This window comes from Arthrobacter sp. S41 (assembly GCF_004320535.1).
Classification (GTDB): domain Bacteria; phylum Actinomycetota; class Actinomycetes; order Actinomycetales; family Micrococcaceae; genus Glutamicibacter.
The window spans coordinates 262,326-276,075 of record NZ_SIHY01000003.1 but is presented as its reverse complement, the minus strand read 5'-3'; the positions used below and the strand labels follow the sequence as shown (position 1 = coordinate 276,075).

13 protein-coding genes are annotated in these 13,750 nt (G+C 55.8%); 7 read left to right on the top strand and 6 right to left on the bottom strand.

The genetic code is table 11. The features are described from left to right. Positions 1-13 precede the first annotated feature (13 nt). Positions 14-499, bottom strand: coding sequence for an Lrp/AsnC family transcriptional regulator (locus EYR88_RS15280; protein WP_242632613.1), 486 nt, complete (start codon positions 497-499; stop codon positions 14-16). A gap of 104 nt (positions 500-603) precedes the next feature. On the opposite strand from EYR88_RS15280, the gene kynU reads away from it, so the two are divergent. From kynU to EYR88_RS15265, 3 genes are all read left to right on the top strand, one after another. After that, positions 604-1,884 (top strand): kynureninase, encoded by a 1,281-nt coding sequence (gene kynU / locus EYR88_RS15275; RefSeq protein ID WP_131090619.1) that lies wholly within the window; start codon positions 604-606, stop codon positions 1,882-1,884. Between the two features lie 125 nt (positions 1,885-2,009). Then, on the top strand, positions 2,010-3,392 hold the full coding sequence (locus EYR88_RS15270; protein ID WP_131090618.1) for an amino acid permease: 1,383 nt from the start codon (positions 2,010-2,012) through the stop codon (positions 3,390-3,392). 150 nt (positions 3,393-3,542) lie between these two features. Further along, positions 3,543-4,166: a thymidine kinase gene (locus EYR88_RS15265; RefSeq protein ID WP_131090617.1), complete on the top strand. Its 624-nt coding sequence runs from the start codon at positions 3,543-3,545 to the stop codon at positions 4,164-4,166. 151 nt (positions 4,167-4,317) lie between these two features. On the opposite strand, the gene EYR88_RS15260 is transcribed toward EYR88_RS15265, so the two are convergent. Beyond that, entirely contained in the window at positions 4,318-4,851 is a 534-nt protein-coding gene (locus EYR88_RS15260) for a TetR family transcriptional regulator (protein ID WP_131090616.1), read from the bottom strand. Between the two features lie 40 nt (positions 4,852-4,891). Then, entirely contained in the window at positions 4,892-5,638 is a 747-nt protein-coding gene (locus tag EYR88_RS15255) for a gamma-glutamyl-gamma-aminobutyrate hydrolase family protein (protein ID WP_165477396.1), read from the bottom strand. A 377-nt stretch (positions 5,639-6,015) separates the two neighbouring features. Between EYR88_RS15255 and EYR88_RS15250 the strand changes: the two genes are divergently transcribed. The 3 genes from EYR88_RS15250 to EYR88_RS15240 are packed head-to-tail and all read left to right on the top strand — an operon-like array spanning position 6,016 to position 8,797. Beyond that, positions 6,016-7,254: an ammonium transporter gene (locus EYR88_RS15250; protein ID WP_131090614.1), complete on the top strand. Its 1,239-nt coding sequence runs from the start codon at positions 6,016-6,018 to the stop codon at positions 7,252-7,254. A gap of 24 nt (positions 7,255-7,278) precedes the next feature. Then, the gene (locus tag EYR88_RS15245; RefSeq protein ID WP_131090613.1) at positions 7,279-7,626 is read left to right on the top strand and encodes a P-II family nitrogen regulator; all 348 of its coding nucleotides are present in this window, start codon (positions 7,279-7,281) and stop codon (positions 7,624-7,626) included. 40 nt (positions 7,627-7,666) lie between these two features. Further along, positions 7,667-8,797, top strand: a complete 1,131-nt coding sequence (locus EYR88_RS15240; protein WP_131090612.1) for a tyramine oxidase subunit B — start codon at positions 7,667-7,669, stop codon at positions 8,795-8,797. A gap of 437 nt (positions 8,798-9,234) precedes the next feature. Here the strand turns inward: EYR88_RS15240 and EYR88_RS15235 are convergent, their stop codons facing one another. From EYR88_RS15235 to EYR88_RS15225, 3 genes are all read right to left on the bottom strand, one after another. After that, positions 9,235-9,738, bottom strand: coding sequence for a hypothetical protein (locus EYR88_RS15235; RefSeq protein ID WP_131090611.1), 504 nt, complete (start codon positions 9,736-9,738; stop codon positions 9,235-9,237). Positions 9,739-10,289: 551 nt separating this feature from the next. Beyond that, positions 10,290-11,519, bottom strand: a complete 1,230-nt coding sequence (locus EYR88_RS15230) for an allantoate amidohydrolase (RefSeq protein WP_278184791.1) — start codon at positions 11,517-11,519, stop codon at positions 10,290-10,292. A 42-nt stretch (positions 11,520-11,561) separates the two neighbouring features. After that, complete coding sequence (locus EYR88_RS15225; protein WP_061952768.1) at positions 11,562-12,728, bottom strand: FAD-dependent oxidoreductase; 1,167 nt, start codon at positions 12,726-12,728, stop codon at positions 11,562-11,564. Positions 12,729-12,845: 117 nt separating this feature from the next. Here EYR88_RS15225 and EYR88_RS15220 point away from each other — a divergent pair, with 117 nt between their 5' ends. Next, complete coding sequence (locus EYR88_RS15220) at positions 12,846-13,721, top strand: LysR family transcriptional regulator (RefSeq protein ID WP_061952770.1); 876 nt, start codon at positions 12,846-12,848, stop codon at positions 13,719-13,721. Positions 13,722-13,750 lie beyond the last annotated feature (29 nt).

Below are 13,750 nucleotides of genomic sequence, written 5' to 3'. Positions count from 1 at the left end.
GCTGAGGGCAGGATTAGCGTAGATGCTCAAAGATGATCACTGTTTGGGTTGAAGAAAACGCTCTGTTTGATCCCAGATGCGTAGCGACAAAAGTACGCAGATCATCGATGCTCCGGGTGGCTACTCGAACCAGTAGATCGGGGGAGCCACCTAGGACAAAGACTTCTTTAACTTCAGGCAGTTCTTGCAGGGACTTCGCCGAAGAAAGCAGCCGGTCCCGGGCGGCTGGAGAAACGAGTACAGAGATCATCGCATTGACCGTGACACCAAGGAGTTTTTCGTTGATCGCTGCGTGGTATCCGGTGATGATGCCAGCGGAGGATAAGGCTTTGACCCGGCCCAAGCAGGTAGAAGGAGCCACACCAACCTTGGCAGCGAGAATGTTGTTGGCAATCCGGGCGTCTTTGCTCAGTTCCGAGAGGATCGCTAGGTCGGTGGCATCAACGCGAACAGGATTCGGAACGGCATCACCTTGCACCGTCCAGAGGGAATTATCCACGGGTATCTCATCTCATTCTTTATCAAAGTTCGAATTTGGTCGCATGATCTCGTGTTTGATTCTACGATGTCTACAGCGTAGAGAACTGAAATCTTAGGAGCACAATGCCTGCCGAGCTGACCCGCCAATCTTTAGCCCAGCTGGATGAGGCGGATCCCTTAACCGCTTTTGGGGATCGTTTCATCTTGCCTGAGGACACCATCTATCTGGATGGAAACTCGTTGGGTGCCCTTCCCAAGGGGGCATCAGAACGAGCAGCCCAAGTGGTCAGCGAAGAATGGGGCCAGGGGCTGATCCGTTCGTGGAATACTGCTGGCTGGTTCGATTTGCCACTCAAATTAGGCGACAAGCTAGGCAGCCTACTTGGTGCAAAGCCAAATGAAACTGCCATCACGGATACGACTACGTTGAACCTGTTTAAGGCGTTGGCCTCAGCCTTGCGCACGCAAAAAGCTGACGCTCCTGAGCGCCGGGTGATTCTGACCGAACGAGATAATTTCCCCACCGATATCTACATCGCCGAAGGTCTGGCTGACCTGGTCAACTCGCTGTCGCAGGAGACTGGTGTCGCTTATGAAGTGAAGCTGATTGATGACGAGGCTTCACTGCGTGCCGCATTGGACGATACCGTGGTAGTAGTAGCGCTGTCGCACGTCAATTACCGCACCGGTGCCATGTGGAACATGGATGAAATCACTGCGGCGGTTCATGCTGCTGGTTCGCTGGTTATCTGGGATCTGGCCCATGCCGCCGGTGCGGTACCGGTAGATCTGAACGCAGCAGACGCTGACTACGCGGTGGGTTGCACCTACAAATACCTCAATGGTGGACCAGGCTCACCGGCCTTCATCTGGGTTAATGCCCGCCACCATGAACGTTTCTGGCAGCCACTGTCGGGTTGGTGGTCCCACAACAGGCCGTTCGAAATGTCCCAAAGCTACACCCCTGCCAATGACATCCGCCGATTCATGTGCGGTACCCAGCCAATGACCTCACTGGCCATGGTTGAAGTAGGGCTCGATATTGCCATAGAAGCAGATATGGCTCAGCTGCGTGCCAAGTCGCTGGAGCTCGTGGACCTGTTCATCAACCTAGTTGAGACGCGATGCGCTGGCTACGGACTGGAACTGGTGACCCCACGAGAGCATGCCGCACGTGGTAGCCACGTGAGCTTCCGCCACGAACACGGTTATGAAATCATTGCGGCGCTCATCGACCAAGGAGTGATCGGGGACTACCGCGAGCCTGAGGTCCTGCGCTTTGGCATTACCCCGCTGTACCTAACGCGCACCAATATTTGGGATGCCGTGGAGAAACTGCGTGAAATTCTGCACACCGACTCGTGGCAGCGCGAAGAGTACGCCGTACGAAATGCCGTGACCTAACCGGGAAAGCGGTAGCCACTACTTTGGGGGCTCTAGACTCTGGCCAGCAATGGCCAGAGTACGCTTATACGCAGCACGGTATGTTCTGATGCCGTGCTGTTTGTATGAGATTTGAAGGAGCATTGTTGGGCAAGCAGCCGGTACGCGCCACTGACATCGGGTCGGGGCTGAAAAAATCACTGACCCCTGCGCAGATGTCCATGATCGCCCTGGGCAGTGCCATTGGCACCGGACTTTTTGCTGGCAGCAAGTTGGCCATCATGATGGCTGGCCCGTCGGTAATCCTCAGCTACGTGATCGGTGGTGTGGTTGCCTTGCTGGTCATGGGTGCGCTCGCCGAAATGACGGTCAAGCAGCCGGTGGCTGGATCCTTCGGCGTTTACGCTGAACGCTATCTGGGTCGATTTGCCGGATACCTGACCAAATATTTGTATTGGTCTGCACTGATCTTTGCGGTAGGCACCGAGGTCAGCGCAGTAGGCGAGTATATGCAGTACTGGTTCCCACAGATTCCCGGACTGTGGTGGGTGGCCATTTTCTCCGCCGTTCTTTTGGCGGTGAACTTCTCCAGCGTGAAGATCTTCGGAACCACCGAATACTGGTTCTCGGCAATTAAAGTTTTTGCCGTCCTTGCCTTCATCATCATTGCCCTGTGGCTGGTCTTCCATAATTCTCAAGATCAGTTTGGGGTGCATAACTACAGCGCTGAAGGTGGATTCTTCGCCAACGGATTGTTTGGCACCTGGAGCGCGGTGATTGTTGCGATCTTCTCTTATATGGGAATTGAAGCCATCTCGATTGCCGCAGCCGAGGCCCACAATCCAAAGATTGCGGTGCGCAAATCCTTCAAGGTTTCCTTCCTCAGGCTCTTGCTGTTCTACGTATTCACCATGGCCCTGATCCTGGCGGTGGCACCAACCAGCGAACTGATTTCCGGTGGCTCACCCTTTGTCACGGTGATGTCCCAAGTTGGTATTCCCTTTGCTGATTCCGTGCTGAATTTTGTATTGATCATTGCTGCACTGTCGGCCATGAACGCACAGCTTTATGCCGCCACACGGATGTTGCATTCTCTAGCTGACTCGGGCCACGCGCCACGCATGGCTTTTCGGACTAACCGTTCCGGGGCGCCGATTCATGCGGTGTGGATGTCTGCCGGCGGCATTGGAGTCGCAGCTATTGTTTATGCACTGGTCCCGGATGGAGGGTTTGGCATCATGCTGTCCTTGGCCACCTTTGGTGCCTTGGCTACGTGGTTCATGATTCTGATAACCCATGTTTCCTTCCGGCGCAGGGTGAAGAAGGAGCAGGTGGTTTTGGAGTACAAATTGCTTGGATATCCAGCTGCATCCATCTTGGGTGCGCTGCTGTTGGCGGCGCTGCTGGCGACTTCCTTCTTTGTTCCTCAGTTCAAGTACACCTTGATCTTCGGCGTGCCATTTGTTGTGGTGATGTCAGTCTTGTATTGGGTGGTCTTTGCTAGAAAGCCAAAGCGGGACACCCTCTAGATTTCGGTAACTCGAACTTCCAACGCCAGCTGTGAGTTGAGTTGGATTGGGCGCTGCACCGAGTGTAACTACCGGTGAATAACGGAGCTGGCACTAAGATCGTAGGATGCCCGCTAGTTGGTAGGCGCAACGATTCTTCAAGGAGCGATAGTGGCCAAGTTGTATTTCCGCTACGGAGCAATGAATTCTGGCAAGTCCACGAGTTTGCTTCAGGCTGCTTTCAACTATGAAGAACGTGGCCAGCGCATCCTGCTGGCCAAACCGGGTGTTGATACCAAGGGTGAGAACTCCATCGTTTCGCGTTTGGGGATCAAGCGCATCACGGACTTCACCATTGGGCCAGAGGATAACGTCCGGGAGCAGTTCGCAGCCCAAAGTTCAGGGGACGACCCAGATGCATTGCTCACCCATGTAGATGCTCCACCCGTGGCCTGCCTTTTGGTGGATGAAGCGCAGTTCTTGTCGAGCGAGCAGGTTGATGACTTGTTGCGTATCGCGGTGCTGGATAACGTACCGGTCTTGGCTTACGGCATTCGCACTGACTTCCGCACCCATGCATTCCCTGGGTCGGCACGCTTGATGGAGCTTGCCCACTCTTTGGAAGAGCTGAAGACCATTTGCCGTTGTGGACGCAAGGCCATGTTTAACACCCGACGGGTCGGCGAAGCTGTGGTCTTTGACGGGGATCAGGTAGCCATCGACGGCGAAGACGTTTGGTACGAATCGCTGTGCGCCTCGTGCTACCTCGAAGCCTCCGGCGGGAAACTCAGCTAACACTCGATGCGATGGGCTTCTTGCAAACTATGTAAGTGAAGAAGCTCCCTTTTGCCGCAGCAGAGTCCGGGAGCCCGCAACATTTACAAAGCCAGAGGCCGGTGCCAGTTGCGTTTCTTCAGAATTCAGTATAAAGCTATTTTCCCAGCGGTCAGCTAATCAATCCCGCAACAGCCCGTTGCAGTCCCCAATCGAACCCATCCGCTAATGGTGCATCAACGTCCAATTGCACGAGGTTCTGTCGGAAGGCAACAGACCCCAGGATGTGGTTGAGCAGTAATTGTTGTCCGTGGCGGGCCTGCTCGGTGGAAAGCCCTGAAGATTCCAAAAGGTCACGCAACTGCAATACTGGCGCCAATTCGGTGACTTGCATCGCGGTGGCAACTTCGATGACTTCAGGGCTGTCTTGTATCGGCAATAACGCGAGATAAAGGCGGCGCGAGAGTTGAAGAATCGCATCTGCAGGAGCGCTAAAATCTTCAGCATTAACCGAGAGCTGCGGGGTATTAAGCAGCTTGGCAGCCACCTGAGCTAGCAGTTCCTGCTTGTTCTTCACATGCCAGTAGAGAGCCCCAACTTGAACATCCAGCTCTTTGGCCAAACGACGCATCGACAAGTCAGCTAACCCGAATTGCTGCAGGATAGTGACTGCGGTGTCCACCACCGTATTTTGGGTCAATGCCATAATTCCAAGTCTAGCCTCCGGAACCCTTTGACTCTGGAGGTTAGCTGTTGATGAGCTCTGGAAGTATGCCGGAAACTTGCTCGTGCTGCGTAGCTAGGCGCTGAATCAACATGCGGAGCTGGGTGGAGGCAGTCTGCGGATGTTCCGGGTGCCATTGCACGGCGGTCACTGGCGCTGACTCATGAATGACGGCTTCAATAATGTCATCGGTGGACATGGCAGCGATTTGCAGACCTGTGCCCAATTCGTGAATGGCTTGATGGTGCGTGCACTTGTGGCTGGTCTTGGAAGATAGATCTTCCTGAAGCTCAGTGCTGATCGAGTCCAGGCGGGTATCAACAAATGGATCGCTGCCGGTGCTGCGGTGAGCATCTGCGTTCTCCAGATGTTGAATCAAAGTGCCACCCAAAGCAACGTTTAATAACTGCAACCCTCGGCAGATTCCCAACAGTGGGGTCTTGGTAGTGATGGCATGCTGGATAGCTGCGATCTGGTTCCGATCCGCTGCAAGCTCATGATAACCACCGCCCGGGTAAGCAGAGCTGCGACCATACAGCGAAGGTTCAACATCTTCACCACCCATGATGATCACGGCGTCAGAAGCATCAACAATCTGCAGCATCTGCTCGACGCTCAGATCATTACAGGGCACTAAGGACGCATTGTGTCCGGCATCGATGATCTGACCTACAGTGTTTTCGTTGAGCTCATCAAGTTCCGTTTGGAATTGCGGGTTGTGGGGACGAGACTCACGAATGTGCAGGACCGAAAAATTCAAAGGTGCCAAGACTAGCTCCAACTATTGCGTTTAGGGCCAATGAAGCTGGCCCGTAAAGGTTGATACAACCCACGCTACAAGTTGCGGATTTCGCAGTGGAATCAGAGGTGTTTCCTACGCGTTTCCACAAGTTCATCTATAGCGACTGACTAATAAAGCCACGTCGGAGCCTAATAATTGCCATTCAGAATATCTTTGACGTGGCCTGCGACCAAAAAGAAGTCAGTAGATGACCACGCTTTTACAAAGAATTCACACCCTTGATATTTGATCCGTGAAACGAAACATTGTGTTGCTTATTAGAAACGGATTCGAAAGCGAAGCGGAACCTGGCCTCGATAGTTTGAAGTTGCTCGCAAACACAAACTTCGAAAGGGGCGCCCATCATGGAAGCCGCTGACATGGCATGGCTCCTGGCGGCATTCGCCATGGTTCTGCTGATGTTCCCAGGACTGGCAATGCTTTACGGTGGCATGCTCAACGGACGCAATGTCCTGAACATGATGCTGATGGTGCTCAGTGCATTGGCGGTGACCGGCGTTGTTTACGTGGTTATCGGCCATGGGCTGGTTCTAGGTGATTCGCTTGGGGGCGCAGGAATCATCGGGAATCCTTTCGAATACACCTTCTTCTCTGACTTTATGACCGACGATGAGGCTGGCGGCACTTTCTGGGGTGCGTTCTACATTCTCTTTGCCGCCATCTCCGTAGCTCTGGTCGCTTCCGGCGCTGCCGGACGAATGAAGTTCGGCGCATGGTTGGTCTTCGTGGCCTTGTGGGTCATCTTGGTCTACTGCCCGCTAGGACACTGGGTCTTTGCGCTGGATAACCCAGAAACTGGGGCCGTCGGTGGATGGATGCGCAACAAGCTGGGCTTCCACGATTTTGCTGGTGGCACCGCGGTGCACATGAACGCTGGTGCCGCAGGTCTGGCCCTGGCTGTGGTTTTGGGCAAGCGCAAAATGGGCCCGGGACGACCACATAACTTGCCGCTCATGTTGATCGGCGTGGGTTTGATCGCTACTGGCTGGATGGGGTTCAACGGCGGCACCGCCGGCGGAGCGAACTTCATGGCTCAGTACGTCATTCTCACCACTTTGCTGGCCCTGTGTGGTGGCATGCTGGGGTTCATCACGATTGAACGTGTTCGTGATGGGCATGCCACCATGCTGGGTTTGGGTACCGGCGCCATTGCCGGAATGGTCGGCATCACCCCGGTGGCCGACGCTGTGGGACCAATTGGTGCCATCATGGTGGGTTTCCTCGCCGCAGCAGCTGCCGCGTGGGCCATTACCTGGAAACGCCGCCACCAGATTGATGACTCATTGGATGTCTTTGCGGTGCACGGCATTGCCGGTATCACCGGTTCGCTGTTTGCAACCTTCTTCGCTAACCCCAAAGCACCCGGAGAAATGGCAGGGATCTTCTTCGGCGGCCACTTCAGCGAGCTGGGCCACGAGCTGATCGCGATTGCCGCCACCTTGGTTTACAGCTTCGTCATGACCTTCGCTATCGCTTGGGTGATGAATAAGATTTCGCCAATCCGCGTCAGCGAGGCCGAAGAGGAAGCTGGTTTGGATAACTCCATCCATGCTGAATCCGCCTATGACAGCCGTCAGCTCTAGCCGCCTGCACAGAAAGGCTCTGCCATGAAACTTATCACCGCAGTGATCAAGCCCATCCGGCTTGAATCCATTTGTTCCGAATTGGAAAAGGCCGGCTTCTCCGGAGTGACCGCTACCGAAGTCCAGGGCCGTGGCGCCCAGGGCGGGCGCACCGAGTACTACCGAGGACAAGAATTCTCGGTGATGTTCCGGAACAAGATCCGTCTTGAACTGCTGGTCTCAGATCCTGATCTGGAACGCGCGCTGGAGATCATCGTCAACACCGCCAAGACCGGTGAAAACGGCGAGATCGGTGACGGGAAAGTCTGGGTCACCTCCTTGGAACAGATCATCCGCGTGCGTACCGGTGAAACCGGCGAAGCAGCCATCTAACTTTTGAACCTCTAGAAAATTCCAGCAAGGGAGCTCCCGAATGACTACTATCAACTTCCGCTACCTCAGCGAGCAGGACATGATCGCCGCAGGTGTCACCGATATCGCTCGTTGCACCGACGTGATGGAAGAAGCGTTGATCCTGCTTCGCAACGGGGACTACCGGATGGCCGGAGAAAACGGCAACTCGCACGGCGCCATGATCACCTTCCCGCAGAACCCAGTCCACGAAGGTATGCCAAGTGATGGCCCGGACCGCCGCTTCATGGCTATGCCGGCTTACCTCGGCGGACGTTTCGGAACTACCGGCGTGAAGTGGTACGGCTCAAACACTGAAAACCGTGCCAAGGGTCAGCCACGGTCCATTCACCTATTCACTCTGAACGACACCGATACCGGTGCGCCGATGGCCGTGATGAGCGCAAACCTGCTCAGCGCCTACCGCACCGGAGCGGTTCCGGGTGTGGGAGTGAAGCACCTGGCCAAGCAGGACGCCAAGGTCGCCGCCGTGGTTGGTCCCGGCGTGATTGCCAAGTCCGTCATTGACGCGACCCTGTCGCTGCGCCCGAGCATTCACACCGTGACCGTCAAGGGCCGCTCGGCTGCTGGCGTGGAGTCCTTCGCTCAGTACATCCGTGAAAACTTCCCTCAGGTGACCTCGATTGTGGCCGCTGAAACCATTGAAGAAGCCATCAAGGACGCGGACGTCATCATGGCGACCACCAGCACCGACATTAAGGGTTCTGATGCCTTCCCTTACTTCCCAACTGAGGCCATCAAGCCTGGCGCGCTCCTGTTGCTACCAGCGGCTGCACGATTTGATGATGACTTCATCATCAACGATGCCCGTCTGATCCTGGACGCCCGTGGTCTGTATGACGCATGGGCTGAGGAATATGGAACTCAGGCCTATCAGCTGCTGGGCATTCCAGGTACTCACTTCCACGATTTGATGCGTGATGGCAAGCTGCCAGAATCAAAGCTTGAAGAGATTGCAGACGTTGCCACCGGCAAAATTCCAGCTCGCCGCAATGATGAGGAAATCATCCTTTACTCGGTCGGTGGCATGCCGATTGAAGACGTCGCCTGGGCTACCGATTTGTACCAGTCGGCCGAGGAGAAAAACATCGGCCAGGTGCTGAACTTGTGGGAGACTCCGGTCCTCGCCTAAAGATTTAGGTCCGTAGTCGGACCTTGATAAACGTAGATCCCCGAAAAGCGGAGTGTGGCCGCTTCTCGGGGATCTGCCATATCCGGGACAGAATTTATCTGCCGTGGAAGGGATGCCGTGGTCGCTGCAGTTTGCCCGACGGACCCCGGCGGGTCGATCCACCTCGCGTCCAGCTCGCTCAGTCTCGACGTCGAGTATCTAGGGGAGTTCTATTACCGGTGTGATGAACTCATACGTTTGGGAGGCAAAACACCTGCTCGCTTTCGTACTGCCGCCGGCCTAGCAAGACATGAATCTATCTCAACCCTGCGGTGCTATCGGTTTCCGAAGCTCTCAGAAGTTCTGCCTATTTTCCTCCGCGTTACACCGCTCCGTCCGCAGGGGAATCGCCCAACGTCGACTAGAGAGATAATGCGTAAAGGTCAGGCACCGGATTATCAATCGTTATGTTGCTTCGGTCTGAAAACGGTATTTGAAAGCGGTGCATAGGCATACCATCCAGTGCTTTCTCCCCGACGGGTAGCTTCCCTTGCACGCGATACTTCCTCTTCAAAATCTTTAACCTCAACGGCCAAGGAATCGAACACTGCGGCAGCTTCAGGGTTGAGGGCTGGTCCCCTCCCTTGAAATTTGCGTTTTGGTGAGCCTTCCAAGGACGTGACTAATTCGATTTCGAATTTATCGCCAAGTTCATCAGCCACACGTTGCGCTAATCGTTCACCCTCTGCAGCGAATCTGCGAGCCACACCTGCGGATTTCCACTCATAGTCATGGTTCAATCCGTCATAGTACGACTGTTCCCACTGCGAGAGTTCGTGTGTCAAAGTACCGGACAGCTTGGCAGTGTCGTACTCGATTGGTTCGTTAAACCAAAGCACCGTGTTTGCATAATCCGGAAACAGGCGCACCGTTGACGGCGCGGACTCCTGTGAAGAATTCATACCGCGATCATACCGACGCAGACCAGTAAGGCGCATCCTCATAATTGCCACCCCTTGGGGACGGTAAAGCGACGGAAAAGACTACCCGGCAGATCCACTTCGCGTGCTATTGCTCCATTCCCGTAAGTCGAACGCTCTACGGGACAGTCGGCGCACTAATCAAGTGGATCGTGGCACGACCGATGCGTAGTGCCACGCAAGAACGGCGTTTCTATCGTTCGTACAGGCGTCCGGTATCCCGTACCCGTGTAACGTCACTCTGACTCAAGTTTGCGCGAACTCCTATTGCCCGGGCGGATGTGCCATGGGGTCTCCTGCAGGAATGGGAATCACTTAGTTCTGTATTCCCACACACCACGGAAAGCGGGAATACAGAGATCGGGGATTCCCAGTTGCTATTCCAGTAATTCGGACAGTTCTTCTCAGACCACGGCAATGGCCACCGGTGGCATCCACCCTCTGCGATTTTGAAGTCGGGTCCGGAATTTGCGCACGGCAGCTTGGCTTCGGGCAAAATCTGCCCGAATTCAGGTGAGGAGATCCAACCCCGGCTACTGAAGCAACGATGCTAAGGCATCGGCCAAAGCTGCCGCGCCAAGTTCCGCGTCAGCGTCTTCTACATATTCTTCAGGGGAGTGGGAGATGCCGTTGGGGTTGCGAACAAAAATCATGGCACTCGGTACGTGTCCGGCGAGTACACCAGCATCATGCCCCGCACCGGTATCGAGTACCGGAGTGTTGGGCAGCGCCAGTCCAAGCTGCCCCGAAAGCTTTGCATCAAAACTTACCGTTGGACTCAATGATTCTTGGGAGAAATCGAGGCTGCAGCCCTCTTCAGCTGCAATAACCTGCGCCGACTCGTGAATCTCTTGGACAACACCGGCCGTAACCGCATCATCTGGATGGCGCACGTCCAGCCAGTAGTCCACCCGCGAGGCAATGACATTAGTTCCGCCAGGAACCGGTTGCAGCCGGCCCACTGTAGCTCGCGCTTTATCCCGTGTGCGGGCAATCTGCTGCACCGCGGCAATGCTGCGGGCAGCAGCCACCATCGGATCCTTGCGGTCAGACATCAGCGTGGTTCCTGCGTGGTTACCTTGTCCCCGCATGCTCAACTTCCAACGTCCGTGGCCGAGGATGGATCCGCCGATGGCCACCGGGTGATCCAGATCCGCCAGCCCGAGTCCCTGTTCCACATGCAACTCGACAAAGACACCAATCTGTCCCAAGAGGCGGCGGTCTGGGCCGATGAAACGTGGATCTAGCCCATTGCTGGATGCTATGTCGGCAAAACTATTGCCGTCAGGATCCCTCAGATTCAACGCCTTGTTTCGGTCAATGGCTCCGGTGAGCAGACGCGAGCCCAAGCAAGCCACACCAAAGCGGGAACCTTCCTCTTCCGGGAACACCACGATAGCCATGGCACGAGTGCACACAAGATTCCGTGCCTGCATCAGATCAAAGGCAATCAGCGCGCTGGCTACGCCAAGCGGCCCGTCAAAGGGTCCGCCACCCGGGACCGAGTCGAGGTGGCTGCCGGTGACAACTGCATTGGCGCGGATTCCTGTGGGCAGATCCCACCAGGCCCAGAGCGCGCCGTTTCCGTCTTCCTCAACGCTTAGCTGCCGTCTGGTGGCTTGTTCAATGAACCACGTGCGCAGGTCGATTTCAGCACTGGAATACACCGGGCGGGAATAGCCTCCGCGCAATGGGTCTTGCCCGGTGCCGGCGATGCCAGCCATGACCTCGGCGACCGTCGCAGTGGGAAGGTGTAGCGGGATGTTGAACAAGGGATTCTCCAAAATAGCTTGCTGCTGGGACTTCTAGACCATGGCTTTGGCGTGGGATGCGAGGCGGAAAAGCTCAGGGGTTTCCCGCACCCCGGTCGCCAAGTCCGCGGCAAGCTCGCCGAGCAGCGGGCCGAACTTGGCTCCATGCCCCGAGCAGGGCGAGAAGATGGTGATGCCGTCAACTTCATCCACGATGAAATCCTCAGTGGGGGTTGCGCTGAAAATGCAGGTGGTTTCGGCGTAGGGCGTTGGTTCCAGTCCGGGAAGGTACTTTTTGACGTACTCGATCACGCGTTCGCGGTTGGCTGGATCAATCTGGCCGTTTTGCTGGCTGGCAGTATCCAGCTGGCGTCCGGCCATATATTCGGCAACCTTTTGTCCGCGGAAGTTGGCGTCACGTCCGCCGGGCAGGCCATAGGACTTAAAAGCAGGGTCCTTGTGGATGTAGGTTGGCCATGCTTGGCGTGCTTCGGGATCCTGGTCGCGGTAAGGGAAGTGGAAGGCATTCTCTTGATATACAACCATCTTGGGAACGCTGCGTACAAAGCCTGATGGCAGAGGGAGATTTCCCAGCAATTCTGGCAACCAGCCGCCTGCGGCCACGATGATTTTGGATGCCAAGTAGGTGCGTCCATCTGCGGACGTGAGTTTGTATCCGTTAGTTGTTGCCTCGACGGAAGCGACTGGCCACTGGGTTTCCACCTGGGCGCCATAAGCCTTGGCTTGAGCCACCATTGCCTGAACCGAGCGTTCGGCGTCCAGCACTCCGGCACCTGGGTGCCAAAGGACTTCGGTATCAAAATTGATTCCGTTGAAACGGTTGCGGGCCTCGGCAGCGGAGAGCAATTCATGTTCCACCCCGGCGTTGGCGAGAATCCCGGCGAGCATACGTGGATTGCGCAGGGGTCCGTAGTCCGCTGAACCGCAGGGGTTGATCAGCTGGCTGCCGCTGGCCTCTTCGAGCTCATCCCAGGCTTTGCGCGCTTGAACAACAAGGTCCGTGTAGAGCTGGTTGGGGTAGCCATAACGGAAGATGCGTGCTGAGCCGTGCGAACTGGCATCGTCAGCGGCGGGCACTTTGCGCTCCAGCAGGGCAACTTCATGGCCTCGCTGAGCCAACCTCCATGCTGCCGAGGAGCCGGCGAGGCCTGCTCCGATGACAACGTATTCTGCAGAGGGCGACTGGGACGAGGTGCTCATGGCTTGCTCCTGATCTGGGCATCTTTGTTGTTATACCTCTAGTAACCCACGAATATTATTAGGGCGTCCAATACATTTTTCCTAGACATTATTAGTTTTTGTGCAAAAATTGAGTGCATGGAACTCCGCCACCTCCACTACTTCCTCGTTGTTGCAGAACATTTGCACTTTGGCCGCGCAGCCGAAGAACTTCGCATGTCTCAACCACCGCTGACCGTCGCGGTGAAAAAGCTGGAACAAGAGCTGGGCGTGCAGCTCTTTGACCGCACCACTCGCAGCGTGATTCTCACGCCCGCGGGGCGGATGTATCTGGACCGCATCAAGCCATTGCTGGCGGATCTGGATAAAGCCAATCAAGAACTGACCGAGGCAGGACTGGGGCTGCGCGGACGGCTCAATGTCGGATTTGTCAGCTCTGCCAGTTATGCCACCATGCCTTCGGCGCTGCGCAGGTTCCGCGAACTGCGGCCCAATGTTGAGCTGGTGCTGCACCCGCTCACTACCGACGAGCAGATTGAAAAGCTGCTAGAAAATAGTCTTGATCTCGGAATTCTGCGTGACCCAACAAGAGTGCCCGGCGTCGAATTGCAGGAGATCCATTCGGAGCCACTGGTGGTGGCGCTTCCGGCGGGCCATCGTTTGGGTGCCAATGAGCAGATCAAGGCAGAGGATCTCGCCGATGAAGACTTTGTCCTTTTCCCCTACAAGTACATGAGTGGTTTCTACTCGCTGGTGCATTCATTATTCGATGGTCGTACGCCGCCTCGAATTGTCGAGCGAGCCATTCATCAGGAGACCATTCTTGGGCTGGTCGCTGCCGGGCTGGGAGTCTCAATCCTGCCTGCATCGGTGTCGCGCTTCCAGATGCCTGAAGTCTCGTTCCACCCGTTGGTCGGTGAGCCAAAGACGCGGCTCTATGCGGGTACGGGTACTCCGAATCCTGCGGCACAGGCTTTTCAGAAGTGCTTGCTTGAGGCTGACCGCGAAGGCTGAGTAAGTACGTGGCGCGAATGGGGTGGGCT